This is a genomic window from Paenibacillus sp. PK3_47 (assembly GCF_023520895.1).
Lineage (GTDB): Bacteria > Bacillota > Bacilli > Paenibacillales > Paenibacillaceae > Paenibacillus_AQ.
In genome coordinates this window covers 5,191,507-5,217,184 of the sequence record NZ_CP026029.1, presented here as the reverse complement: position 1 = coordinate 5,217,184, position 25,678 = coordinate 5,191,507, and the positions used below count along the sequence as shown (strand labels likewise).

Genomic DNA, 25,678 nt, shown 5'->3' with positions numbered 1-25,678 from the left:
TCAGCCTCCAAAGTAGACTGTTGGAGTTACCGGATTGCAAAAACGGTGGAGCGCGTGACCTCCGCTCCACCGTTCCCCGATAAATCCTAAAATCCTGTCATCTGCGCCGTGAAGACTGTCATCGATATTATTGCTGTGTACCAGTCTTTAACTGCCGCTTAATATCCTCGGCTGCTTTCTCTGCTGTTTCCTTGGCCTGCTTGATGCAGTCAGGCATGCCTATGCCGTCATAACCGGCACCGAATGCATATACACCCGGCAGCTTCTCGGCCAGCTCGGTCCGAAGTCCTGCGATAGCCGCCGGATGGCCTACCGGATATTGCGGCATGGAGTGCTCAAGCCTGGTGATCTCGGTAAACAGCGGCACCGCTGTAATCCCCATAATCTCTTTGAGATCCTTGCGGACCAGCTCGGTCAGGGCGGCATCCGGCAGCTGGACATTCTGCTCGTCACCGGAACGTCCGACGTAACAGCGCAGCAGCACCTTGTCATCCGGGCTGGTGTGCAGCCATTTCGTTGACGTCCAGGTGCAGGCCGTGATGTTACGGCCTTCCTTGCGCGGAACGAGAAACCCTGAGCCGTCATATTCAGTAACGATGTCTTTCTTGGTAAAAGCCAGTACTACGTTGGCAACAGATACATAATTGACGTTATCCAGTGCGGAGACACTGACATGAGGCCGCAGCAGATTGGCAGCAGCAAAATTCTGCACGGTCACGTAGACATCATCCGCAGGCAGAACTTCACCATTATCCAGCTCCACTTCATACCGTGCTTCCGTACCGGCTGCCGGGTGCCCGCTCCCCGTCTCACTGCGTTTTCTGATGCCAACTGCCCCTGTCCCTGTACGCTGCTCCACATCATGCAGGTCCTGGATCAGGCCTTGAACCATGCTCTGCAGTCCTTTACGCAGCGTCAGGAAGGCGCTCTTCTTGGTCCCTGTGTGCGTCTCTACCGGCTTGCGGCCTGTCGTCATGCCGCGGATCAGGCTCCCGTACTGCCGCTCAACTTCACCGAACTGCGGGAAAGTAGCCTGCAGGCTGATCTTCCGCATATCCCCGGCATAAATGCCCGCCAGCAGCGGTTCTGTCATATTCTCCAGCACTTCCGGTCCGAGACGGCGCTCAATCAGAGACCCGAGCGACTCATCCTCTGTACTCTTCCGGGGCGGAAGCACGAAGTCCATTAACGCCCGCATCTTGCCGCCGAAGGAGACCAGACCGCTCTTCAAAAACGGCTTGATTTCCGTGGGAATTCCCAGAACCAGACCAGCCGGCATAGGATGAAGCTTGCCCCGCTGCAGTATGTACGTCTTCTTCGCATTCGGATTTGTCGTAACCAGTTCCTGTTCCAGCTTGAGCTCTTTGGCTAAATCGCTCATTACCGTTTTGCGGGCGAGGAAGGAATCAGGTCCCTTTTCGATGACAAAACCGTCACGGTGCAGCGTTTCAATTTTGCCGCCCAGCGTCTTGTCCTTCTCGATCAGCACGATATCCGGCTCCATTCCGGCTTCCCGGTAATATTTCCGGACATAAAAAGCGGCGCTGAGACCACTCAGCCCGCCGCCTACAATCACTACTCTTCGTGTCAAACCATTCATTGCTGGCTCACCTTCATTTGATCAGCCTTGGTCCGTACGACATCGCTGAGTACAGACATATATGCCGGATCACTGTTCAATGATTCTATCCGCAGAAGGCGCAGATCAAGCTCCGAAGCCAGCGCCTGGGCCTCAATATCCAGATCATACAGCACCTCCAGATGATCCGATACGAATCCGACCGGAGCGGACAGCACATATTTGACCTGGGTTTCGCTCAGCTCCCGCAGGGTATCCAGAATATCCGGTCCAAGCCAAGGCTCAGCGGTTCTGCCGGCGCTCTGCCAGGTGAACTGCCATGAGGTCACTCCAGCCTTAGCAGCCACAGCCTCCGAAGTCTCCAGCAGCTGGTCACGGTACGGGTCACCCATGGCCAGAATGCGCTCAGGCAGGCTGTGCGCACTGAACAGTACACGGACCTCACCGCGTGCAGCGCCGGTCTCCTCGAACTGGTCCAGCTTCGCGGACACCCGGCGGCAGAGCACATCGATCAGCTCCGGATGCAGGTGATAGCTCTCCACAAAGGCCATCTCGATTCCGCTCTCCTCGGCTTTTTGCTGTGCGCGCTTGATGTAGCCTCCCACGCTCATTACCGAATAATGCGGTGCAAGCACTACGCCTACCGCCTGTGTAATTCCGTCCTTCGCCATTGCCTCTACACCGTCTTCTATGAACGGATGAGCATGCTTCAGCCCCTGGTAACACACATATTCAATACCCTCGCCGCTATCGCGGTTCAGCGCAGCCTGCAGGGCCTCCACCTGACGGTCTGTATTCTCACGCAGCGGGAATACCCCGCCGACAATCGCTTCATAGCGGTCTTTAAGCTCTTTCAATTGCTCTGCTGAGGGCGGATTGCCGCGCCGGATATGGGTGTAATACGCTTCTACCCCTTCCAGACTCTCCGGCGTACCGTACGACATCACTAGAACTCCAATTTTTGCACTCACTCTGCTTCATCTCCTCTTACGAATAATGTCGTGTATTGCATCCTTTTTATGTGAACTGATCAGGAACGGCTCTGCTCTGATGAAGCAGCCTTAAGCACCTGTTCCGAATATTCATGCACGTACTCCGTTAACTCTCTTAGCGTATCCAGCGATGCTTCAGGAAATAAGCCATGCCCCAGGTTGAAAATAAATCCAGGCTCCTGGATGCCCTCATCAATGATATCCTTGGCGCGCTGCTTCAGAACCTCCATCGGGGCGGTCAGCAGATATGGATCCAGATTGCCCTGCACCGCAAAGCCTCCGCCTGTTCTGCGTCTGCCTTCGCTAAGGCTTACCCGCCAGTCCAGACCGATCACATCGGCCCGAAGACTCTTAAGGCCCGGCAAAAGTTCTCCGGAGCTTACACCGGGGAAATAGATCTTCGGCACATCAAGGTCTGACAACTCGCTGAAAATACGGGAGATGGTCGGCAGCACATACTGTTCAAAGTCACGGGGAGCAAGCGAACCCACCCAGCTGTCGAACAGCTGGAAGGCCTTGCCTCCGCTGCGGACATGGGCACGCAAATAGGTGATGACCATATCGCCCAGCTTGTCCATCAGTTTCTCCCAGACACGCGGCTGGCTGTACATAAGCTCCTTGGTCCGGTGATAGCTCTTGGAAGGTCTTCCTTCAATAAGATAGCTGGCAATTGTAAAAGGCGCTCCGGCAAACGTAATCAGCGGCACGTCCAGCTCTTTGTCCAGAATGGAGATGGTTTCCAGAATGTGGCCCAGGTCCCCTTCGACATCAATCGGTTTCAGGCGGTCAATATCTGCTTCACAGCGCAGCGGATTCTCGATGACAGGACCAACATTCTTGACGATATCAAAATCCACGCCGAGCGAAGCGACAGGATTCATAATGTCGGAATACAAAATTGCCGCATCCACACCGAGCTTGCGTACAGGCATCAATGTGACTTCAGCGGCAAGTTCAGGCTGTCTGCAAATTTCAAGCAGCGAATATTTTTCCTTTATTTTACGGTAATCAGGGTCATAACGTCCGGCTTGACGCATGTACCACACAGGAACGCGGTCCGTCTCCAGCTTCTTGCAGGCACGGATAAAAGTATCATTGTAGGTCATGATAAGATCTCCATTAGATTTAATAGGATATTGTGAACGTATATAACTATTATGCTCTTTTTAAAACAGTGTAACAACATCTGTCCGGGAAAGGGAATGACAATCCCATGACATTACTATGACATGTGTTGCACCGTTCGACATAAAATCTATGATATACTGATAGAATGTCAATTTTTCGTGAATTTTTGCGTTGTAAAATCATTGAAAGGAAGTGAAAGCACTTTGAAGAATTGGGAGACCTGGAAAATCAACCTCATGGTGCTTTGGTTTGGACAATTTCTCGTCAATGCCGGTATGACTATGATTACCCCCTTTCTGTCGCTCTATCTCGCCAAAGATCTGGGGGTACAGGGCGATCATGCCATCGGAATGTGGGCCGGGCTTATTTTTGCCGCTAACTTCCTGACCTCGTTTATTTTTCAGCCCCTGTGGGGCAAGCTGGCCGATAAATACGGGCGTAAAATCATGCTGCTCCGTTCCAGCTTCGGCATGGCTATCGTCATTGTGCTTATGGGCTTTGCCCAATCACCGCTGCAGCTCCTGCTGCTCCGTCTGCTGAACGGTACGATTTCCGGCTTCAATCCCGCGTCGATCGCGCTTATCTCAGGGACTACCCCCAAGGCACGCATGGGCTTTGCCATGGGTCTGATGCAGTCCGGCTCGGTGGCCGGGACGATTCTCGGGCCGCTCATCGGCGGTGCAATGGCGGACTGGATCGGATTCCGTCCGATCTTTTATGTCGTGGGTGCGCTGCTGTTCGTCGCCTCGCTCCTGGCACTGTTCCTGGTTAAAGAGAAGTTTGACCGGGTAGAAGCGGCCCAGGTGCCGCAGGTGTCCGTGCTTCAGGGGTTTAAGGAGCTGGCCAAGGTGCCGCAGCTTCCTGCGCTGTTCGGCGTTACGTTCCTGCTGCAGTTCGCAATGATCAGCCCGATGTCCCTGCTTCCGCTGTACGTGGAGAAGCTTCACGGCTCAGCTGTGAACATCGCTTTCTGGGCCGGTATGGTCAGTGCGGTAACGGGCATATCCAATATGCTGGCGTCCCCGCTGCTCGGTAAGCTTAGCGACAAAATCGGCGCACACCGGATATTAACCTTTGCGCTGATCGGGGCATCGCTTTTCCTCATACCCCAGGCTTTTGTAACGTCGGTCTGGCAGCTCATTATTGTCCGGTTTATGATGGGCGTCTTTATGGGCGGGCTGCTGCCGAGTGTGAACGCTCTGATCCGTTCCTATACGCCTGACGGCAAAGAAAGCCGGGCTTTCGGCTTCAACAGCAGCACCTTGGCCCTCGGCAATATGCTTGGAGCGGTCATCGGCGGATTTTTGTCAGGATACATCGGGATCGAAGGCCTGTTCATTATCTCCGGCGCTTTCCTGCTCATTAATACAGTCTGGGTCCGGCTGAAGCTGTACAAGGTGACAACTCCGCGGCTATTCCGCTGATCCGGACATTATTTGACCATCGCCAGCGCCAGTCCGTCATAGGCAGGCAGCAGTGTGCTGGTCAGGCGCTCATCACTGGCAATCATCTCATTGAAGCGTCGCATCGCTTGGACAGCAGGACCCTTCTTGTCCGTATTAAGTGTGCGTCCGCGCAGAAAAATGTTATCCCCGGCAATAATAGCCCCCGGCGAAGCCAACCGGATGGCGTATTCCAGATAGCCCGGATAGTTCTCCTTGTCGGCATCGATAAAAAAGAAATCAAAGGTCCGGCCCTCCGCCTCCAGCTGCTTCAGGCTGTCCAGCGCAGGGCCGATTTTGTATTCCACCGCATCACCGAATCCGGCCTTGCGCAGATGAAGGCCGGCCAGCTCGGCATATTCCGGCTTCAGTTCCAGCGAGGTCAGGCTTCCGCCTGCTTCAAAGCCGCGGCACAGGCAGATTCCGCTGTAACCGCCAAGCGCGCCGATCTCCAGCACCCTTGCAGAGCGGGACAGCCTGACCAGCATCGTCAACAGTCTTCCGTAGCCCGGGGCTATTGATACCTCCGGCATATTGTTCGCTTTGATGGCTTCCTTAACCTCCATCAGCAATTCATCCTCTGTGTACAGCCCTTCGCTGTATTCTTCCTGGTTAGGCATATGTATTCTCCTTTGGTTGTGAAGTCCCGCGCATTCCCCTATACTTGAACAGATAAGCTGTTCTTATTGTACTGGCTTTGAGCAACCATCTACAAGTTAAACGGAGTTGAGCGCATTTGGGTAAATTACAATTGATCGCCACCGCCCCTATGGGGCTGGAGGCTGTAGTAGCACGGGAATTGAACGAGCTGGGTTATGAGACCACGGTCGAGAACGGGCGGGTATTATTCAGCGGGGATTACATTGACATCTGCCGCTGTAACCTGTGGCTGCGTACCTCCGACCGCGTCCTGGTTAAAATGGGCCAGTTCCCGGCCAAAACCTTTGACGAGCTGTTTGAAGGCGTCAAGGCTATCAACTGGGAAGACTGGATTCCCGAAAACGGCGAATTCCCGGTAGAAGGCCGCTCGCATAAATCACAGCTTACCAGCGTACCTGCCTGCCAGGGGATTGTCAAGAAGGCTATCGTCGAGAAGCTGAAACAGTCCTACCGGACCGAATGGTTCCCTGAAAACGGCCCGCGTTACGTGGTAGAGGTTATCTTGCTGAACGATATCGCATTGATTACGCTGGATACCACCGGCCCTGCGCTGCACAAACGCGGCTACCGCCGCCACGCCACTGAAGCGCCGCTTAAGGAAACCATGGCTGCAGCCCTCATCCAGCTCAGCCGCTGGAACGGCAGCCGCCCGCTGTATGATCCGTGCTGCGGTTCCGGTACGATCCTGATCGAGGCGGCCATGATTGCCTGGAACATCGCACCGGGCCTGCGCCGTTCCTTCCCTTCCGAGCATTGGCCGGAAATTCCGCAGCAGCTGTGGGAAGAAGCCCGCGAGGAAGCCTTTGATGCCGTCCGTGACGACTATCCGCTGCAGCTGACCGGCACGGATATCGATCCGGCAGCGATTGAAATTGCCGAAGCCGCCGCCAAGAGCGCCGGGCTGGCCGGTGAAATCACCTTCAAGAATATCGCGGCAGCCAAAGCGCGGCCGCAGGGAGAATACGGCTGCATCATAACCAACCCGCCATACGGCGAGCGGATCAGCAATGACAAGGAAGTGGAGCGGCTGACCCGCCAGTTCGGTGAAATGATGCTGTATCTGCCGACATGGTCCTTTTTTGCGATCAGCCCGTACAAGGAGTTCGAACAATACTACGGCCGCAAAGCGGACAAGCGCCGCAAGCTGTACAACGGCCGGATCGAATGCCAGTATTATCAGTACCTCGGTCCTCTGCCTCCGCGGAACCCTAAATAAACACTGCTGCTGACAGCCGGCTTATTAGTAGAAGCAGCAGTTGAACTTTTGTAAGCAGGGATGTCCCGAATGCCATGTAGTCTTGGCTGATGGGGCATCCTTTTATTTATGGTGCATGTGTTCTCATTCGAAACTACTGTCTGCACCGTACAGATCCAGCCTAAGCGGAAATTCTCCATCTAATCCACCGATAATTGCCGTTAATACTTTTCTTATTGGAAATACTCCACTTAAATAGACTGGCTAAGTCGCCAAAAGCCTTAATCTGCCCGATTAACTGGAGAATTTCCAACAAAAGCTCAGAAATGATGAAAAATGACCGCATTAGGTGGAGGAAATCCATTTAGAGCTATACAGAGCCGTTATTTTCCACATTAAAAAGAAACCGTCCCTTCTAAGGAAGTAGAAGTCTGCACAACCACCTCAAAAGGAACGATCTCTCTCTTTAAACAGGCACTACCCGGTTATACGGTTTCTAGAACAGCAGCTTGTCCGGATCCGTGCCGATACGCTCTCCGGCATCCAGTCCGCTGATGGCATTCACTTCATCCTGTGTCAGCTCAAAATCAAAGATCTCGCTGTTCTCCTTAATTCTCGAAGGCGTAACCGACTTAGGAATGATGACGATCTTGTTCTGCAGCTCCCAGCGCAGGATAACCTGTGATACTGTCTTGCCGTGAGCCTGTGCGATTCCCTGCAGCAGCTCGTTGTCCTGCAGTCTGCCTTTCATCAGCGGCGCCCATGCTTCAATCTGAATCCCGTGCCGGACGCAGTAGTCATGCAGCTCCTTCTGGATGAACCGCGGATGCAGCTCCACCTGGTTGACAGCCGGCACTACGCCGCTCTCCTTGCGCAATTCCTCCAGATGATGAATCTGAAAATTGCTGACACCGATAGCACGGACGCGGCCTTCTTCCGCCAGACGTTCCAGCGCACGCCATGTATCTTTATATTTATCCGCCCCAGGCCAGTGAATCAGATACAGGTCGATCACATCAAGCCCCAGCTTCTTGCAGCTGGTATCAAAAGCGCGCAGCGTTGTATCATATCCCTGATCCGTATTCCAGACCTTGGTTGTTACGAACAGGCTGTCCCGTTCCACACCGCTTGCGGCAATGGACTCCCCCACCTCTTCTTCGTTGCCGTATACGGCTGCAGTATCAATACTCCGGTAACCCAGCTCCAGTGCTGTCGTAACCGCATTAGCTACCTCTGCGCCTGCCGCCTTGAATGTGCCCAGACCAAACCAGGGCATGACCACACCGTTATTCAGAACCGTCCCGTCGGTAAGATGCTTCATACAGCTTCATTCCCTTCTATGTATAGATCTTGTGTACAGCCTGTCTATTATACCATGTGTGTCTGAACTATCCCAAATATGCGGGGAAGGGCGGCGTACAGCTGACAAAAAAGCCCCCGCATAATCATGCGGGGACCTGAACTTGCCGTATGCAGCTATTCCGTAACCACAGGTTTTTTGACAAAAGCTTCGGCTTTTGCCAGTACCTCATCCTCGGTCGGAGCGCTGATGTACCGTCCGTTTATATAGATAAAAGCACGTTTGCCGCAAGGTCCGCAATAGGATTTGCAGCCGATCTTGATCTCGGCATCCGGTGCCATCTTGCGCAGCTTGGGAAGAATCGTCTTCATCCGCATAAAATTGCATTCATCACAAATCTGTATTTCGTTAGCCATAAAGCAACCCTTCTTCTTGTCCGTAAATTCCGGCTGACCGTTTAGTGATCGCCATGATTTCCTTTAGACGGATTAGTAATGACAAAGCCTTCTTCCGGGAGATAGAGATAATCAATCTTCACGCCATCCAGCAGCGGCTGGTTCGGGTCAAGAATAACATCGATTTCCTTGTCTGTCGGGATCACAACATCGTTCTCCTTAGGCGTGTCCAAATCCAGACCGTAGTGGGCATGGTCCCCGTGAGCATGTGTAATCATTACGCGCAGTTTGAGTTCGCTGTTCCCTTCAAGCTCCATGGTTCTTTTTATAACTTTAGCCGCATTGCGGGTAATTTTGACGTTCATCCTCATCCAACTCCCGGCATCTAAAATTTAAATACTCAATAATTTATTTTAAGGACTGTGGCCTGTAAAAGCAACCATATCCGAGAAATTGATGAGGATGTGTTCTGAAAAGTTTCTCTAAATCTTCATCTTCCGGCCGGAAGTGCAGCGTATTTGCGATCCATCCGAGATACGAACCAGCCCAGCAGCAGCATGGTCACTCCAATATCGTCAATCGGCATAAAAGGCATAATATCGGGAAGCACCCAGTACAGCAGCGCCGGAATGATGAACAGCAGCTTGTCCCCTACCGCTACACGGGGAGAGATGATATAAGACCAGGCCTTGCGGAGAATATGGGACCATTGTTTAAGTGACAGCAGTTTTTTGAGTTTCATGAAGGTCCTCCTGATAAAATATAATTTGGCTTACAAAAAAGGATACAGCCGCGGAGCACATTTTCGGAATGACTGCGGCCGTACCCTTTGCTGATATATTACGCAAATTTGCTGTGAATGTTTCAAATTTATTTCAAATTTGTACGATGGTGCAGCATTTACAGCCGGTTTGTCCATTCATGCCGGCTCACGCCCAATCCCCTCAAAGCAAATGTAACGGTCTGATCCGCCAAATGATCAGGATTCTCCTGCTCAAAATCCACCATAAACTTTGTATTAAATGCCCGCTGCGGTGACAAAGACACGCTTAACACCATGAGCATACTGTACGAAACGGAATCAATCCGGAATATTCCCTGGTCCTTCCCTGCCTGCAGCAGCCCGGTCAGCCTGGTCCATATGGGTTCCAGAAAAGGATACATCGCCGCGTTACGGTTAGTCCGCAGAGCCATCTCCAATTGCACAATGTCGCTCATCTCCCGGTCCACGGAGGTAAACCGAATGAGTTCCCTGATAATGAGTACGAGGCCTTCAACAGGTGACATGGAAGAATCGTGCTCATCCGGAATGCGTACAAGAAAGTAACGTTCAAACAACGCTTCGAACACCTTCTCTTTTCCGCCAAAATGATATGAGACAAGCGACAGATTAGCTCCTGCTTCGTCACAGATCTGGCGGACGCTTGTCCCGTCATATCCCTGCAGGGCAAAAAGCTTCTTCGCTGCCAGCAAAATCCTCGTTTTGATATCCGGCTCCCGTTTCGTCATTCCGCTCACTCCTCCATGTATTCAGGGCGCTTCGCACCTCGGGCTGCACATCAGATATTACCGTTCCGTCAGCGGTTCACAGCCGGGCTTGGTGCTGCTGCCGGAACGCGGCCTTTTTTGAAAAGAGTCACCAGCAAGGACAGCACAAAAGCAACAGCCAGAATGATTACAATTGTTCCCGCCGCTTCACCGGCTCCGGGACCCCCAAGCTGAACGCTCATAATGCCTTTAACCGCATATGTCGCAGGCAGATATTGCCCCAATCCGCTGTAGAAACCGTTCAGCAGCTCACGCGGAACCATCGCACCGGAAGAAACGAGCTGCAAAGACAGCGCAATGATATTGAAGACACTCCCGGCTGGGCCGAAGAGAATTACGAAGAACTGGGAGAAGAACATGAAAGTACACAGGAACAAAGCCTGGAACATCCAGAAAGCGAAGAAGCCTTGTTCAAACTGTCCGCCCAGAACATGAATCAGCATGGAGCCCACCAGGGAAACCAGCAGCGCAGAAGCAATGTTAATCATAACTCTTGCTCCGAACAGGGACATGCGTGAATGCACTGCAGCCAGCATCCCCATAGCGCCCTGCATGTTCATTCCCATGATCATTGCCCCCACATAGGAAGCCAACACCATCATCATCGGAACCATCTGGTTGTTCATTCCGTTGACCTGGTTTAGGTTCGTTGTCGTGCCTTCGACGCGCGAGGTCAAGGATGCCGCTGCCGCACCGGCCTGGTCGGCTGGCGTACCGGAAGCCGCCAGCACCGCCTGTACGCCCTGCGCTGAAGCCTGCTGGTTGATCATACTGGTCACATTTTGTGAGACGCCCTGCATCATGCTTTTGATGGTCACAGGGTTTGCTTCGTTAATCGTATAATTAATCTGCGCTTTGGAGCCCGGTGTCTGCAGCTGATCGCTGAATCCTGCCGGAAGGTTAAGTACCATATGTACTTTATGATGCTCCAGCTGGTCCAGCGCACCGGCGTTGTCCAAATCCGCCACGGTATGGAACGGAAGCATTTCAGCTAAAGTGTCCGCAATGGCCTGTGACTTGGCGCCATCCTCGTTAACAATAGCTACCGTCAGTTCATGGGTACGGTCATTGACTCCGGAATAGGCAGTCATCCAGATTACACTAAATATCACCTGGAACATAAGCGCCGTAACAATCCCTATAATTACCGGCGGTTTTTTCAAAAGAGTACGCAAAGCCTGCAGCATAAATTCGTTCCCCCAACTGTATTTGTTCCGTTTAATTCAAACGACTGTTTTAAACGCTTGTTGTAATTTATATAAATTTTTAAGTATTGTCAATCTATTTTTCTGAAATCCTCTGAAACACAACAAAAGTGAGCTTAAAGGATCCGGGGACGGACCAGCTCACTGTTGGATGAGGAAATTCGCGTGTATGCTCAGCAGTTTGAGACTATGAGGCTTCCATCAGCATGATCCTCCTGAGGAGTAAAGTGCCTGATCAACAATCCGCTGATTTTTAAACGGATAAATCCTTAAAGAGAGGAAATAAGAGATCTACAGTCCGTTAGACTTACGGATGACAGATTGAGGTGCAGATTATCACGTTACAAATTGCCTAGTCTAAAAAATACCGGTGAGAGAGAATATCCGCCAATATTAAGCCTGTCTCCAGCGCCATGTCTTCAAAATCGCCCAGCGGCAGCGGATTCTTGCCGGTACCCAGCTCCACGGTAAAGCCCGGCTTGCGGAAGCGCTGAATGAACCAGTCCTTATAACCGGCGTCACTGCCGGTCAATTCTACAGCCCTGTAGCCGCTTGCCGCCGCCAGATCTGCAGCCAGACCCTTGCTCTCCGCCGGTTCATACCCCCGGTAATTCCAGTAAATTTCTCCCCCTTGGCTGTGCAGGGAGACCGCTGCCTCGCCGGGGAACCGCTCTGCCAGCTCAGCGAGGGCTGCTGCCTCCGGCTCGCTGAGCGGTGCCGGTCCGCCGTAGTCTCTGGGCGCCGGCCCCTGGATCCCCCGCCGTTCCTGTTCCTCTTCCCAGTGAGCGGGGAACTGGTCGCCAAGATCGACACCGCGGATGTTAGCTTTCCAGTGCCGGAAGCTGCGTCGCCCGCTATTCCAGCTCATAAGCTCTTCATAGCCGGCCTGGCCAGGCAATATGCCTTCCTGCACCAGCTCCACTCCATCCGGGTTGGCCATCGGAACCGCAAGCAGAGTCCAGTTGCGGTACCACTCCTCTGGTCTGCGGCCATGCCAGCTTTTCCCTTCGGCATATGCAGCCCCATACTGCTCGATAAAAGACATCAGACATGGCGAGGTCAGCCATTCATTGGCGTGCAGCGCGCCGTTGACATGCAGCACCCTGGGGCCGCTGCCGATCTTCAGCAGATGCAGCGGCTTGCCCAGCACGCTTGTACCGATGACCTCCCGGCTAATGAACGGGTATTTCTCCACCAGAAGCCCGGTATCCCGCTCCACTTCTGCCGGACCGTATTCACTGCGGACTGTAACCACCTGTGCAGAAGCAGGCTGCGGGATAACCAGCACCTTGCCGGCAGTGATGGCGCGGCCTGAAGCCACTCCGGGATTAAACCGCTCCAGCTCTTCTATGCTTACGCCAAATAAAGCGGAAATGGTCTCTGCATTCTCGCCGTCCTGCACGGAATAACGCCTGCGCGGAGCAGAAGGCAGGTACAGGATCTGACCGGGGTATAAATACGGCTGTTCTCCTGCCCACGGATTTCCTTGAATGACATGCCCCGGCGTAATTCCATGCCTTGCGGCAATCCGGCTGACGGTATCCCCCCTGCGGGCAATATACTGCTGCATAGCTCTCATCCTCCCGGCCCTGAAGTGTCGGGCATTCCCGGCCCCGGCTGACAGTGCCTCGGGCCAACGGGACATTAGCCCATAACCTATTGTATGCAGCCTCTGCCGCCCCGCATGAAAGAAAAGACCTGGCTTCTGTCTCACCGGCTTAAATTTGTATGCGTATTCAAAAGGAGACAGTGAGAATAGTCTGGCAGAATACAGCGCAAGCCATATATATAAAAAGAGGCCAGGGAATTGTCTCCCCGGCCCGTCCCTATTCAATTCAGTTCAATCCACCTATAACGAGGATACCTGCCAAACCACAGGCGTCCGCTTGATCTGCTCGCCCAGCCAGTCCCGGGCAATTTTCTGGAACATTTCGGCATCCCCGCTGCAGAAAAACTGGTGGATCGGACTTTCATCCCCGCGGGCAAGCTTGCCTTTTTCGTACAGGATGGTGCTGATCTCCCGGGCAGTTTCATCAGCGGAGCTGATCAGCTTGACTCCGGGTCCCATAACCTTGCCGATGGGCTCCACCAGGAACGGATAATGGGTGCAGCCGAGAATAAGCGTATCGATAGGCTCATACCTCATGCCGTTCAGAGATTCAGCCACAGCTGTTTCACTTTCTGCCGTGCGGAACAGCCCTTGCTCCACATACGGGACAAGCGCCGGACAAGCCTGGCTGACCACCTGGACAAAAGGGGACAGCTCCTGCAATGCTGCAGTGTACGCTCCGCTGTTAATCGTGCCGACAGTGCCGATTACGCCTACACGGCCGGTTTTGGTTGCGCTGACCGCAGCGCGGGCCCCGGGGTGGATCACGCCGATCACGGGCATGGACACCTTGGCGGAGATATAATCAAGAGCTGCTGCAGTTGCTGTATTACAGGCAATGACGATCATTTTAGGATTAAATTGAATTAAATAGTCCACGATCTGTTCGGTGAACAATTTCACTTCCTCAGTCGTACGGGGTCCGTACGGGGCTCTGGCAGTATCGCCGAAATAGATGATTTTCTCCCGCGGGAGCTGTCTCATCACTTCCTTGACGACCGTCAATCCCCCTACACCTGAGTCCAATATTGCTATAGCCTGCTGCACGAACACACCGCTTCCTTTAACTTGTTTTGAGTAGCTTATGTAAGGCCGAAACAAAGTGTACCTGGTCTATAGCCCCAATTGCAGATAATACTCCTTTTAGCGCTGCAGTTCAAGGAAAGCTCTGTCAGAATGACAAGAACCGCCTTCCGCCAGGATGCGAAAAGCGGCTCTAGGCCGTAAAATGGCTGATGTATTCACCCTCCGCCGGAAAATTCCGCGCCTGGGATCTTATGCGATATTATTGCCGTCCTTGCTCTCATCAGCAGCTACCGCATCATCTGCACCTGTTTCTTCCGCAGCTTCTTCATCCGCAGCAATTCCGCTTACCTTGGCAGTCTCCGCATCTCCGGAAGTTGTATACTGCTTACTCCATTCCTTCACTTCACTTACAACGGCCTCTACTGCATCCTTCGCCTTGCCGTACAGCTCCGCACCTTTATCCCCGGCCTGCCCGGCAATTTCCTGCACCTTGTCAATCGCATTTGTGGTACCATCAGCAATATCCTTGCGCAGTTCCTTGCCCGGTTTGGGGGCCAGCAGCAGCGCTGTCACAGAACCTGCTACACTACCGGCAAGAATACCCCACAGCAAGCTTTTCGTGTCCTTTTTCATCAACAATCTCTCCTTTGGATTTCAGTGCTTCTGCCCGCCATCCGGGCGATCGCCTAGTTCTGCTATATCATAAGCACGGAGAGTTTGTCTTGTGACTGATCAGGAAGATTTAGTGGCGGCTTTGACTGCTTTTCTGGGAGAAATCGCATACCGGCAGCACTGGCCGCCTTCTGCCATACATTCACTCCGTATCACCTTTGCGTCCAGCAGCTCCTCGAACAGGCTCTGCTCACAATGGCAAGCCTTGCGGTACTGTGCAGCGACCTGGCGGATCGGACAGTTGAACTCCCGCATGACATAAGTTCCGTCCTCTTCCTTGTTCCACTCCGCCATATATCCCCCGGAATTCTGAATGGCCGACAGCTCGGCTACACGCTCCTCCAGACTGCGGTTCTCCATCATCGGGGCATACTGGGCAAGCATCCGCCGCCGGCGTCCTTCAAACAGCACATTGACCGCCTCCGCGCCGCTGCCGAGATCCAGCTCCCGGAGCAGCTCTAGCGCCAGATTATGATAGCTTTTGGGAAAATGGTCTTCGGCCCGTTCAGTCAGCGAATAGACATGCAGGGGCCTGCCCATAGCCTGCCGGACGATCTTCGTCTTGGCAAGCGATTCCTGCTCCAGCTGGAGCACATGGCGGCGGACGCCCATCTCGGTGATCCCCAGCTCTTCCGCCAGCGCGCCGATCGTCAGCGGCCCTTTCATCTTCAGGAGCGTCATAATCATCCGTCTCGTCGAACCGCTTTCCTGCCCCTTTTTCATCACGAAGGGCCTCCTCTCTGTCACGGCTCCCGCCAGTTATTGTATAGTTACCGGCAGGTTATGCCTGCACCCCGGTTCCCAGCTCCTGATCAAGATATCTGCGTACTTCAGACGCAAAACGCTCCAGCACCTCGGGAAGCACGGGGGTAAGCGGATGCAGTACACTGCGGTCCCATACATAGTAATCCTGCACCAGCGGTTTGCGGAGGGCTACAAGCTCTGTAAGCACCCCGTAGATTCCGCTTGCTCCGAAAACCTGCTCTTCATGAATGATCGAAATAATATCCTCATAGCTTCCGGCATCGCGCATAATAAATCCGTCAATCAGACAGCTGCCCACATCAGTCACAACCTCAATCGCCAGATGCAGGCTGCGTTCCTGAATAAACCCTGTTAAGGTGCTGCCGTCCCAATTTGCCGCCGAACTGCGCAGGCCTTCTGTAATAAATGGAATTTGGGCAAGGATGTCTTCGATTTGTTTCCGGTTCACATAATACACAGCTGTCCCTCCAGTAGGTGGTATCCGTAAGAAGTAATGAGTGCTATTTACCGCGTCTGCCGCGGCGTTTGAGCCAGAACAGCATAATGATGCAGGCGGCCAAGAATACGACCAGATAGGTTAAGGCTTCCATCGGATACTCAAGTTCACGCATTCACGTCACCGCTTCCGGTATTTTATGGGTATTCCAGGCCGCACAGGTTACTGCTTAAATTTCGTAGTCCACCGCAACCGACAGCTCTTTGACCTCGTTGATGTGGGCAATGACTTCCTTGTGCGCCGGATGAACCTGATAAGCCTGCAAATCCTCCAAGGATGCTACCACTGTTACAAGGGCAATGTCAAAGGACCGTTCCGAATGGACGATATCAGCACCAACCTCTATGGATAGCAGCTGCGGTATCTTTCCTTCCATGTTCCGCAGGACTTGAACCGTTTCCTGAACCTTGTCCGGGGACCGGTCTTTTAATTTGAAAAATACGATATGTTTGATCATCTACTGTCTCTCCCAGCTCTGCAATTTGTATAAATTTATTATTAAAAATATATCATAACAACGGCACTTCTGAAAGAAACTATGAACCTGTATAAAAAATACATCTTTAACCATTGCAGCCACCGGGAAATTATTGTAGTATAACGTTAAAAATTTCGGAGGAAGTATGCCTAAGAATCAACAAGAATCTCACAAAATCCAGGCCTGGTCTCTGATCAACCGAAAGTATCTTGGACAGGGTGTACGGGTTAAACGTTTTCGCCGTCCCAAACGCAGCCAAATTCGCAACCGTGTACTGCTGGCCATCCTGATGGCTAAAGACATCAAGCTGTCCCGTCTTGCCGAAGAACTCTCTATCTCCTCACGCAGTGTAAGCGCCTGGGTGTACGAAGGCCGTATTCCTTCCAAAACCAATCTGGACAAGACCTGCCGTCTGCTTGGTTATCCGTCCCATGTCCTGTTTAACGAAACACTGCTGCGGCAAAGCCCGATTGTCTGTCAGCCGACACCTTCACGTTTTATGAAAAGAGCGCTTACCAATTCGCCGAACTGCAATGTCATTCTTACAGGATTATGTATGGTCTACGATTTCTCTGTAACCGATGTAAGCATCTGGATCGGCGTCCATCCAGGCACCTTCCGCAAATGGCTGCATCACAGCCATCTTCCTACCTTGGCCCTGCAGGAAAAGGCCGAGAACTTCTTCCGCATTCCGCGTCACATTTTGTTCGCTGACTGTGAGCTTAAGTAAGTGGGAAAGCATACAGCCCTGCGAGTGCTCATTCCTTTAACCATACCATTTTACCAGAGGCCCTTCTTCCAACAAAAGAAGGGCCTATTAACGTTCCTGCGGGTAATATAAGATATGGACGCTTGTTTCCTCTCTAAGACGGCCATACTACTGACAAGACCATTGTTAACCAATACTGCAGCAGGAGGTACAAAATGGAATTGAACAGCATATTAACCGCCGGCTTGACAGATACCTGGGAAGCGGCACCGGGCGTAACCGGCCTGAGGACGTTGTTCGTCAACGTCGCCTATCTAAGCCAATCCCCAGCAAATTGGATTCTGGTGGATGCCGGGCTGGGTAACTTTGCCGGAAGTATAATGAAGGTGGCGAAGGAACAGTTTACCGGTAATCCTCAGGCCATTGTGCTTACCCACGGCCATTTTGACCATGTCGGGAATCTGAAGGAGCTGCTGGAGGAATGGCCGGAGGTCCCGGTGTATGCACACCCGCTGGAGCTCCCTTTTCTCACGGGACAGATGGACTTTCCCCCGGCAGACCCTACCGTCGGCGGAGGAATGATGGCTGCTGCTTCTCCGCTGTATCCGCATAAGGGAATTGACCTTGGCAGCCGGATCAAACCCCTGCCTGAGGACGGAACTGTTCCCGGTGCGGACGGCTGGAAATGGCTTCACACCCCCGGGCACAGTCCTGGACATATCTCCTTATTCCGTGCCGCGGACAAGGTACTGGTGTCGGGAGATGCTCTGCTGACAGTGAAGCAGGAGTCGGCATTTGCAGTAGTGTCGCAGCACAAGGAGCTTCATGGTCCGCCGGCGTATTTCACGACAGACTGGGAAGCGGCAGAACGATCTGTACGCAAGCTTGCTCTGCTTAATCCAAATGTACTGCTTGCTGGTCACGGGGTCCCGGTTGACGGACCGGAGCTTGCGCCGCAGCTGGCCCGCTTATGCGAAACCTTTAAGGAAAAGGAAATCCCCGAGCAAGGGCGTTACGTCTGATCCTGCAGCTGCACGGTCCGTGGAATCCCATGTTTCTGCGGACCGTTATTTGGTGCGTGCCAGAAGATAGCGCAGTATATATTGGTGTATACCGTTATGCCGGCTGTGCAGCCGTTCAGTCCATGAACCCGTCTCCAGAATCTCCGTGTCTGCAAAATGTTCCCGCAGATCCGCCTCACTGAAGAAGTGGGCGTATTTCCCCTCCTTATACTCATAAGTACCCCGCTCAAGCATAGTGCCTCTGCCATTATTGGAATCTTCGTCGGAGAACACGGTAAAATAAAGCAGCCCGCCCGGACGCAGCTGCGCAAGACTGGCTTCGATCAGCCGTCTGCGCTCCTCTGCCAGAAACAAATGCAGCACGTCATAGCAGTACACGGCATCGATTGTGTCCGCAAGCTGGATTTCCAGTGCCGACCCGGCAATAAAAACCGTAAGCGGGTCCCACTCCGCCGCAAGCTCCAGTGCGGGCAGGCTGAGTTCTACCCCATAAGCTGTAAAATCTGAAGAGAACACCTTTGTATTCCGGCCGTAGCCGGCGCCGGGAATCAGCACAGAGGTTACTCCTGCTTCCCGGAACCGGTCCTTCGCCCAAAACGCCGAAGGGCTGGCTTCACTTCCCCAGATCATCCCTTCCTTTGAGAAGCGTTCACTCCAATATCGGGACACGGGTTTCTTCCTTTCTTCATTTAAAGGATACATCCTGTAACCGGGCTTTGATCCTGTACCAGTACGTATAGATTTCCTTAAACCCCAGTTTGTCGTATAAGGCGGAAGCTCCGCTATTCGCCTGGACTACCTGCAAAAAAGCGGTGTCTGCTCCCTGCTCCCCCGCCCAGTGCAGCAGTCCCAGCAGCATTTCCTGCGCCAGCCCCTGCCTGCGGTGAGCCTGGGACGTTACAATATCATACAGGCCGACCATTCCACTCTCTATGACTCCGAGACCGCATGTAACGGGAACCCCTTCCTTAAGGAGCAGGGCGTACCCCTGCCGCAAACAAGAAGCAGCCAGCATCCGCCGCAGCGTATTCCGGTTTTCCGGCTTCAGACGGGTCAGTTCTGCAAAAGCCTCAAGCCATTCCTCCGTCAGTTTATTTGTAATCATCAGCTCGTGCTTGCCGGACGGACGCGGCAGATTGTCCAGTCCGCGCAGCCTTACTGACGAAGGTTCAGCAATGATATATCCCTGTCCTGCCAGAATGCCATCCAATCCTGCAGGCTGGGTGAAAGGAGTCATTTTGAATACTGTGTCCAGCCCCGCAGCCGAATAATACTGCTCGGCTGTACTGATTTTGCGGCTCAGCTCCGGTTCGGCCGCTTCATAATCAGGACCGTACAGCGGATTAACCGAATTGGCCCGCTTTGTATAACCTGCCGCTGTGCGGAGAACCCAGCCTTCCAGCAGCAGACTCTGCTCAGCCGGCCAGGTATTTAGTGAGATTTCTTCAATCCGCTTATGCATTTCCTTCCTCCTTAGCGCCGTTTGCTGCGCATTGCATTCAGCAGTGTAATTCCGGCAGCATTTCCGCTGGTAAAATGGTCATACTCTGGAGATTCCTTGGCATAAAGGGCGATTTTCCCCTCTCTGTTATAGTGCACGCCCCAGCCATAACGTTTGGGCAGCATGGAGGCCCGCAGACAGGGGTGGCTTTTAGAAAACAATTCTCCCCAAATTTCGGATTTCCGGGTCAATTGCTCTTCCTCCGGAATTTGCTTATGGCGCACATGAACCTCATACAGCAGCTCTTCATGGTTGTATGCATAAGGTGCAGCGGCCAGCAGCCCGAATTGAATCACATGTGCAGGCGGGAGCGGACGGGCGGATACGGGAATCACCCCGGTCTCCACGGGACAGTCTTCGGCAACACGGATGAATGTATCCGTATAACTCAAACGGCATACCTCCTTGGCGGCTTAGTTGTTTACTTCTATAGTAATTTCGGAAAATGTCCCCCGTATACCTGCACGAACGCCAAAAACGGCCGTCCCTCCTCCCGGAAGAACCAGCCGTTTGATGATCTGCTGCTATTACCAGCTTGATTTGGTGACACCGGGGATCTGCCCTTTATGTGCCAATTCACGGAATACGATACGGGAGACTTTGAATTTGTTCAGATATCCCCTTGGACGGCCGGATACAGCGCATCTGTTCTTCTGCCGCGTAGGCGAGGAGTCTCTCGGAAGCTTCCGGAGGGCCTCATAATTCCCCTGTGCCTTCAGCTCTCTCCGCTTGTCCGCGTATTTGGCGACCAGCTCCTGTCTCTTCAGTTCTTTCACTACCTTCGATTTCTTGGCCATAAATGAGATTTCATCCTTTCCATTATTCATATAGTTATATTGGTTTCAGCTATTCGTTCAAAGCGGCCTGCAGGGCTTCAAGGTTCTGGCGCATCACGCCGATATAGTCCAGGTTGCTGCTGAGCTCCTCTTCCGTAAGGCCTTCTATAGGATTAAGCACGGCCGTCTTGGCGCCAATCTCCTTTGCAATGGTCCCGGCAACACTTGAGGAGGCCAGCGTCTCAAAAAAGATGGTTTTCACCTCATGCTCCTTGGCAAAGTCCACAATTTCCGCCATTTGCGCCGCAGAAGGCTCCTGTTCCGGGGAAAGACCGGCGATCGGCACCTGGGTCAGCCCGTATTCCCGTGCCAGATAACCAAAGGCGGCATGCTGTGTAATAAAATCTTTGCGTTTGACGTTCTGCAGCCCTGCCTTGAAGTCCTGGTCCAGCTGTTCCAGCTTGGCCACGTAGGCATCCGCGTTAGCCTTGAACGCAGCGGCGTTCTCCGGAGAAATTTCCGACAATGCAGCTTCAATGGTCCGGACTTCCCGGATGGCCAGGGAAGGTGCCAGCCACACGTGAGGATCCAGACCGCCGTGGTCGTGGTCATGAGCATGCTCTCCTTCCTCATGGCTATGGGCGTGTTCTTCTCCAGCAGCATGGTCGTGCTCGTGGTCATGACTTTCTTCGGCAGCATGATCATGCTCATGATCATGTCCTTCTTCGGCTGCGTGATCATGCTCATGATCATGAGCTTCTTCGGCAGCGTGATCATGATCGTGATCATGACCTTCCTCTCCGTGCTCGTGGTCATGACTTTCTTCGGCATGCACCTCACCTTCGTGGGTATGCGCGGTTTCTTCTGTCCCGGCTATAATATCCAGACCTTTGCTGGCTTCCACAGCAACCAGACTGCTGCCGGAAGCGGCTTCGAGTACCTGCCCGATCCAGCCTTCCATGCCTGCACCATTGTAAATCAGCACGTCCGCATCGGTAATTTTGGCCATATCCTGCGCGGAAGGCTCCCAGTCATGCGGCTCGGTTCCGGCAGGAACCAGGGATTCTACATCGGCAAGATCTCCGGCGATATTCCTGGTAAATTCATACATCGGATAGAAGCTGACTTTGATATCCAGCTTATCCGCTTGGGGGGCAGCGGTTGCTTCTGCAGCCGGGCTGCCTGCCGGAGCGGCAGAAGGACTTGCACTGCCACTGTTATTGTTTCCGCTGCCGCAGCCTGCGGCAATCAGCAGGGCGGACAGGGACAAGGCGGCAAGGTAACGGTTTCTGAATTTCAACATAATGGCTTAGCTCCTATTCTGTAGTGAAATCGTATATTTGCTGCGGCGCTTTTTTAAGGTGATCAGCTTTTGCAGAGCCATGGCGACCAGCAGCAGGAACAGCAGGACGAGGGCGATGGTGCCTCCGGGCGGCGTGTTGATATAATAAGAGGCTGTCAGTCCGCTGAATACCCCGGTCAGGCCGGCAAGCATTGAGATGACGATGGCGGAGGTGAAGCCAGAGGCAACTCTCAGTGCTATTGAAGCCGGAAGAACGATCAGAGCGGATACCAGCAGCACGCCGACCACCGGCATGGCAGCAGCCACGGTCATCCCAGTAAGTACTGCGAACGAAAAGGACAGAAGCTTTGTATGCACGCCGCTGATGCTGGCTGTTTCTTCATCAAAAGTAAGGCTGTACAGCGGTCTGCGCAGGACTATGAAGTAAATGAGGCCGCAAGCCGCCACAAGCCCGATCAGGATTAACTGCGTATTGCTCACAGCTACGATGGAGCCGAACAGATAGGAGCTGAAGCTCTTGCTCAAATTCTGCTTCAGGTTCATGAGCACAACCGCCAGCGCAAGCCCGGAAGTCATAATAATAGCTGTGGGAACCTCACTGTATGTACGGTAAGAACGGCGAAGCTGCTCGATGATTACCCCTCCGGTGACGGCAACCAGAAAGCCGCTGAGCGCGGGATTCAACTGCAGCACAGAACCGAGCGCCACCCCTGCCAGCGATACATGGGACAGCGTGTCAGCCATCAGCACCTGTCTGCGGAGCATCAGGTACACGCCGAGCAGCGGGGCAATCAGGCCAATCAGGCCCCCGGCCCAAAATGCGCGCTGCATGAATTCGTAACCAAGCATGTCCAGCCCTCCTGCTCTTGTTGTTCAAGGCTAATGACCGTATCCAGATAAGGTCCCGCTTCCTCCAGGCTGTGTGTCACCATAACGACTGTGCGGCCATGTACGCTGACATCATGACGCATCAGCTCATAAAAGCCTTTCCGGCTGGCAATGTCCATTCCAGTAGCGGGCTCATCCAGCACCAGCACCTGCGGCTGCTGGGCCAGGGCGCGGGCGATACAGATCCGCTGCTTCTGTCCGCCTGACAGCTCCCCAATCCGCTTGTCTCTGTACTCCCACATGTCCACCTGCCGGAGGCTGTTCTCGACAATTCTCTCCTGCTCCTTCGTAAACCGGCCGAACAGCCCCAGCCGGGAGTGGCAGCCGGAACGGACCAGCTCGATCACTTTACTGGGAAACCCTGCATTGAACGATGCCACCTGCTGCGGCACATAACCGACTGCAAGCTTGCCTCCGCGGGAAACTTCCCGGTTCAGTGTAACTGTACCGCTCCAGGGCCGGAGCAGTCCGAGCATAAGCTTCAGCAGTGTCGTCTTGGCGGCTCCGTTCGGGCCGGTGATTCCAATGAACTGCCCGGCTTCAATATCTAGCGACAGCGATTCGATAACCGGTTCGTCTCCGTAACCGAATACCACATCACGCATGGACGAGAGCAACACAGAAATAACCTTCTTTCCAATAACGGTTTATTCGTGATTCGTGATTCGTAATCCGTGATTCGTAATTCGCAAATCATAATTCGTAATTCACAAATCACAATTCGTAATTTACAAATCATAATTCGTAATTCATAATTCATAATTCGTAATCCGTAATTCGTAAATCATAATTCGTAATCATTACGCATTAACTCCAATGAGTTTATCGTAATAATTACTATTTGTAAACCCGTTTAGGGAAATTAATCGTAATTATTACTACTTTATTAATTAATAATTCTCTTTTAGTGACGTTTCCTAGGGCATGCCGATCCATCGAAGTGGAATTTCTCCATTTAATTTCCCGCTAAGTAAGCAGATAACGAGATTAGTGGGAAAAACTCCGTCTAATTGCACCATTTTCCGCCCCAGAGGCAGATTTTGTCCGAAATAGATGGAGTTTTTCCAATTACTTATCGTAAATGATGTTATTTACTGAAATTAGATGGAGGAAATCCAACTAGCCCGCGAATGCAATGTTTTTGGAGCCAGCAACGGCTGCAAAAGCCCCGGAAAGTTGACTGCTTCCAGAAGTTTAACCGGCTACGTATGGCAGATTGACTCCATTAGGCAAACCGGCTTCATTAGGCAATTGACTCCATCAGGCAGATTAACTCCATTAGGCGATTAGCTCCATCAGGTAAACCGGCTCCATTAGCCAACCTGGCTCCAACAGCCAGCCATCTCCACGGGCCGAGCACCAAACGCCGGGAGGCATAAATGTACTGCGCCGCAACAGGGACTCACCGCCTCTACCCTGTAGCCGGCCTGCTTTTGCGGTTAAAAAAGCCGGAATCCTCTACTGATTCCGGCCCGCTATTTTCGCTGTTACACGCTCAAGTCTTTCCTATTCCTGCGCCGCCGCGAGCAGCTCTTCGGACGGCCAGGGAAGCGGATTGTTGAACCGGCTCCAATCCTCACCCATTTCCTCTTCGGTCAGCAGAGCCCTGTCAAGCCGGGCTTCGACAGCCGCGCGGTCCAGGCCAATGCCGATGAATACAATTTCATTCATCCGGTCGCCCCACTTCCCGTCCCATCTGGCTTTGACATCCGGCTCTGAGGCCAGTACCTCCAGCTGCTGCTCCTCCGGCAAAGTCGCCAGCCAATAACCGGCAGGGCCGAACTGGATGGAGGGCCCCGCCTGGCTCAGGCTCCCGGCAAGATCCCCTTTGGCCGCCAGCCATACGAGTCCCTTGGCCCGCACAACCTCTTCCGGCCAATTGCTGAAGAAAAAGCTGAGCCGCTGGGGATGAAACGGCGTTCTGCGCCGGTAGACGAAAGAGGTGATCCCGTATTCTTCCGTTTCCGGTGTATGCTCTTCCTTGTTCAGCTCGGCGATCCAGCCGGAAGACATGCTTGTCTTCTCAAAATCGAACAGGCCGGTATTCAAAATCTCTTTGGGGTCCACCACTCCGTTTACAGTGCGGATGATTTTGGCGCCGGGCTGCAGTCTGCGGAGTACGGCTTCAAGCTTGTTCAGCTCCCGTTCCTCCACGAGATCGCATTTGTTGAGCAGCAGCACATCACAGGTTTCAATCTGGTCAATCAGCAAATCCACAATGTCCCGCGTATCTCCCTCACCTGCAGTGGTATTGCGGTCCAGAAGGCTGTCGCCGGAAGCAAAATCATGCCAGAAACGGTTGGCATCCACCACAGTGACCATCGTATCCAGTCTGGCCAGTGTTGTAAGGTCAATATCCAGGTCTGGGTCGGCATAAGTGAAGGTCTGGGCTACCGGAACCGGTTCACTGATGCCTGAGGATTCAATCAGAATATAGTCAAACCGGCCTTCCGCCGCCAGATTGCCGACTTCACGCAGCAGATCATCACGAAGCGTGCAGCAGATGCAGCCGTTCGACATTTCCACCAGCTTTTCCTCCGTACGGGACAGCGTATTTCCCGATTTCACCAGGTTCGCATCCACATTGACCTCGCTCATGTCATTGACAATGACAGCCACCTTCAGACCGTCACGGTTGTGCAGAATATGGTTAAGCAGCGTGGTTTTGCCGGAACCGAGATAGCCGCTTAGTACGGTTACAGGTATTTTTTTCATAATTTTATCTCCTTAGTGTTAGAAATATAGAAGCTCGCTTGAACCGCTGTCCCTGTTTATTAACGGGTCTCCCGGTGCAGTGTAACCCGCTTCAGACGCGGGCAATATTTTTTCATCTCGAGCCGGCCCGGCTGGTTTTTCTTATTCTTGGTGGTGGTGTAGTTGCGGTCGCCTGTTTCTGTGCAGGCCAAAGTTACAGTAACTCTCATCTTGGACATCTCCTTTTATTCGTAATTATTACGATTTACACATTTTATACGTAAGCTTCTCCTTC

29 protein-coding genes are annotated in these 25,678 nt (G+C 52.9%); 4 read left to right on the top strand and 25 right to left on the bottom strand.

Annotated elements, in window-relative coordinates; translation table 11 throughout:
* Positions 1-127: 127 nt before the first annotated feature.
* Genes hemG through hemE form a run of 3 tightly spaced genes read right to left on the bottom strand, consistent with a single transcriptional unit; the run spans position 128 to position 3,677 of the window.
* Complete coding sequence (hemG, locus tag C2I18_RS22545; RefSeq protein WP_249897968.1) at positions 128-1,600, bottom strand: protoporphyrinogen oxidase; 1,473 nt, start codon at positions 1,598-1,600, stop codon at positions 128-130.
* Entirely contained in the window at positions 1,597-2,550 is a 954-nt protein-coding gene (gene hemH / locus C2I18_RS22540; RefSeq protein ID WP_249897967.1) for a ferrochelatase, read from the bottom strand. The genes hemG and hemH overlap by 4 nt, the downstream gene beginning before the upstream one ends.
* 59 nt (positions 2,551-2,609) lie before the next feature.
* The gene (gene hemE, locus C2I18_RS22535) at positions 2,610-3,677 is read right to left on the bottom strand and encodes a uroporphyrinogen decarboxylase (RefSeq protein WP_249897966.1); all 1,068 of its coding nucleotides are present in this window, start codon (positions 3,675-3,677) and stop codon (positions 2,610-2,612) included.
* 225 nt (positions 3,678-3,902) lie between these two features.
* Here hemE and C2I18_RS22530 point away from each other — a divergent pair, with 225 nt between their 5' ends.
* A complete protein-coding gene (locus tag C2I18_RS22530; protein WP_249897965.1) occupies positions 3,903-5,123 on the top strand; it encodes an MFS transporter in 1,221 nt (406 codons plus the stop codon).
* Positions 5,124-5,131: 8 nt separating this feature from the next.
* Here C2I18_RS22530 and C2I18_RS22525 read toward each other — a convergent pair whose 3' ends face one another.
* Positions 5,132-5,761, bottom strand: a complete 630-nt coding sequence (locus C2I18_RS22525; protein ID WP_249897964.1) for an O-methyltransferase — start codon at positions 5,759-5,761, stop codon at positions 5,132-5,134.
* 116 nt (positions 5,762-5,877) lie between these two features.
* On the opposite strand from C2I18_RS22525, the gene C2I18_RS22520 reads away from it, so the two are divergent.
* Positions 5,878-7,017, top strand: a complete 1,140-nt coding sequence (locus C2I18_RS22520; RefSeq protein ID WP_249897963.1) for a THUMP domain-containing class I SAM-dependent RNA methyltransferase — start codon at positions 5,878-5,880, stop codon at positions 7,015-7,017.
* 475 nt (positions 7,018-7,492) lie between these two features.
* Here C2I18_RS22520 and C2I18_RS22515 read toward each other — a convergent pair whose 3' ends face one another.
* The 12 genes from C2I18_RS22515 to C2I18_RS22460 all read right to left on the bottom strand — a co-directional run bounded on the left by C2I18_RS22515 (position 7,493) and on the right by C2I18_RS22460 (position 16,469).
* On the bottom strand, positions 7,493-8,317 hold the full coding sequence (locus tag C2I18_RS22515; protein ID WP_249897962.1) for an aldo/keto reductase: 825 nt from the start codon (positions 8,315-8,317) through the stop codon (positions 7,493-7,495).
* Between the two features lie 155 nt (positions 8,318-8,472).
* On the bottom strand, positions 8,473-8,712 hold the full coding sequence (locus C2I18_RS22510) for a YuzB family protein (protein ID WP_249897961.1): 240 nt from the start codon (positions 8,710-8,712) through the stop codon (positions 8,473-8,475).
* A gap of 41 nt (positions 8,713-8,753) precedes the next feature.
* Complete coding sequence (locus tag C2I18_RS22505; protein WP_249897960.1) at positions 8,754-9,056, bottom strand: HesB/IscA family protein; 303 nt, start codon at positions 9,054-9,056, stop codon at positions 8,754-8,756.
* 125 nt (positions 9,057-9,181) lie between these two features.
* Positions 9,182-9,433 (bottom strand): hypothetical protein, encoded by a 252-nt coding sequence (locus C2I18_RS22500; protein WP_249897959.1) that lies wholly within the window; start codon positions 9,431-9,433, stop codon positions 9,182-9,184.
* A 158-nt stretch (positions 9,434-9,591) separates the two neighbouring features.
* Positions 9,592-10,200, bottom strand: a complete 609-nt coding sequence (locus tag C2I18_RS22495; protein ID WP_249897958.1) for a TetR family transcriptional regulator — start codon at positions 10,198-10,200, stop codon at positions 9,592-9,594.
* Positions 10,201-10,268: 68 nt separating this feature from the next.
* Complete coding sequence (locus tag C2I18_RS22490) at positions 10,269-11,426, bottom strand: YhgE/Pip domain-containing protein (protein WP_249897957.1); 1,158 nt, start codon at positions 11,424-11,426, stop codon at positions 10,269-10,271.
* Between the two features lie 370 nt (positions 11,427-11,796).
* On the bottom strand, positions 11,797-13,014 hold the full coding sequence (locus tag C2I18_RS22485; RefSeq protein WP_249897956.1) for a M14 family metallopeptidase: 1,218 nt from the start codon (positions 13,012-13,014) through the stop codon (positions 11,797-11,799).
* A 279-nt stretch (positions 13,015-13,293) separates the two neighbouring features.
* Positions 13,294-14,100 (bottom strand): glutamate racemase, encoded by an 807-nt coding sequence (racE, locus tag C2I18_RS22480; RefSeq protein ID WP_275100938.1) that lies wholly within the window; start codon positions 14,098-14,100, stop codon positions 13,294-13,296.
* 228 nt (positions 14,101-14,328) lie between these two features.
* Entirely contained in the window at positions 14,329-14,712 is a 384-nt protein-coding gene (locus tag C2I18_RS22475; protein ID WP_249897954.1) for a YtxH domain-containing protein, read from the bottom strand.
* Positions 14,713-14,811: 99 nt separating this feature from the next.
* Positions 14,812-15,474: a helix-turn-helix transcriptional regulator gene (locus C2I18_RS22470; protein ID WP_249897953.1), complete on the bottom strand. Its 663-nt coding sequence runs from the start codon at positions 15,472-15,474 to the stop codon at positions 14,812-14,814.
* 58 nt (positions 15,475-15,532) lie between these two features.
* Positions 15,533-15,973 carry a DUF86 domain-containing protein gene (locus C2I18_RS22465; protein ID WP_249897952.1) on the bottom strand — a complete coding sequence of 147 codons (441 nt, stop codon included), beginning with the start codon at positions 15,971-15,973 and terminating at the stop codon, positions 15,533-15,535.
* Positions 15,974-16,181: 208 nt separating this feature from the next.
* A complete protein-coding gene (locus C2I18_RS22460) occupies positions 16,182-16,469 on the bottom strand; it encodes a Dabb family protein (protein WP_249897951.1) in 288 nt (95 codons plus the stop codon).
* A gap of 166 nt (positions 16,470-16,635) precedes the next feature.
* On the opposite strand from C2I18_RS22460, the gene C2I18_RS22455 reads away from it, so the two are divergent.
* Together C2I18_RS22455 and C2I18_RS22450 are read left to right on the top strand one after the other, a co-directional pair.
* Positions 16,636-17,220, top strand: a complete 585-nt coding sequence (locus C2I18_RS22455; RefSeq protein ID WP_249897950.1) for a helix-turn-helix domain-containing protein — start codon at positions 16,636-16,638, stop codon at positions 17,218-17,220.
* Between the two features lie 194 nt (positions 17,221-17,414).
* Positions 17,415-18,221, top strand: coding sequence for an MBL fold metallo-hydrolase (locus C2I18_RS22450; RefSeq protein WP_249897949.1), 807 nt, complete (start codon positions 17,415-17,417; stop codon positions 18,219-18,221).
* 45 nt (positions 18,222-18,266) lie between these two features.
* Here C2I18_RS22450 and C2I18_RS22445 read toward each other — a convergent pair whose 3' ends face one another.
* The 9 genes from C2I18_RS22445 to rpmG all read right to left on the bottom strand — a co-directional run bounded on the left by C2I18_RS22445 (position 18,267) and on the right by rpmG (position 25,613).
* Positions 18,267-18,890 carry a class I SAM-dependent methyltransferase gene (locus C2I18_RS22445; RefSeq protein ID WP_249897948.1) on the bottom strand — a complete coding sequence of 208 codons (624 nt, stop codon included), beginning with the start codon at positions 18,888-18,890 and terminating at the stop codon, positions 18,267-18,269.
* A gap of 16 nt (positions 18,891-18,906) precedes the next feature.
* Positions 18,907-19,683 (bottom strand): GNAT family N-acetyltransferase, encoded by a 777-nt coding sequence (locus tag C2I18_RS22440; RefSeq protein ID WP_249897947.1) that lies wholly within the window; start codon positions 19,681-19,683, stop codon positions 18,907-18,909.
* Between the two features lie 11 nt (positions 19,684-19,694).
* Positions 19,695-20,114 carry a DUF6157 family protein gene (locus C2I18_RS22435; protein WP_249897946.1) on the bottom strand — a complete coding sequence of 140 codons (420 nt, stop codon included), beginning with the start codon at positions 20,112-20,114 and terminating at the stop codon, positions 19,695-19,697.
* A 135-nt stretch (positions 20,115-20,249) separates the two neighbouring features.
* Complete coding sequence (rpsN, locus tag C2I18_RS22430; protein WP_249902205.1) at positions 20,250-20,519, bottom strand: 30S ribosomal protein S14; 270 nt, start codon at positions 20,517-20,519, stop codon at positions 20,250-20,252.
* Between the two features lie 49 nt (positions 20,520-20,568).
* Positions 20,569-21,801, bottom strand: coding sequence for a metal ABC transporter substrate-binding protein (locus C2I18_RS22425; protein WP_249897945.1), 1,233 nt, complete (start codon positions 21,799-21,801; stop codon positions 20,569-20,571).
* Positions 21,802-21,807: 6 nt separating this feature from the next.
* Positions 21,808-22,656 (bottom strand): metal ABC transporter permease, encoded by an 849-nt coding sequence (locus tag C2I18_RS22420; RefSeq protein WP_249902204.1) that lies wholly within the window; start codon positions 22,654-22,656, stop codon positions 21,808-21,810.
* Positions 22,602-23,309, bottom strand: a complete 708-nt coding sequence (locus tag C2I18_RS22415) for a metal ABC transporter ATP-binding protein (RefSeq protein ID WP_249897944.1) — start codon at positions 23,307-23,309, stop codon at positions 22,602-22,604. Before C2I18_RS22415 ends, C2I18_RS22420 begins: the two co-directional genes overlap by 55 nt.
* Before the next feature lie 886 nt (positions 23,310-24,195).
* Positions 24,196-25,404: a GTP-binding protein gene (locus tag C2I18_RS22410; protein ID WP_249897943.1), complete on the bottom strand. Its 1,209-nt coding sequence runs from the start codon at positions 25,402-25,404 to the stop codon at positions 24,196-24,198.
* A gap of 59 nt (positions 25,405-25,463) precedes the next feature.
* On the bottom strand, positions 25,464-25,613 hold the full coding sequence (gene rpmG / locus C2I18_RS22405) for a 50S ribosomal protein L33 (RefSeq protein ID WP_249897942.1): 150 nt from the start codon (positions 25,611-25,613) through the stop codon (positions 25,464-25,466).
* Positions 25,614-25,678: the final 65 nt, after the last annotated feature.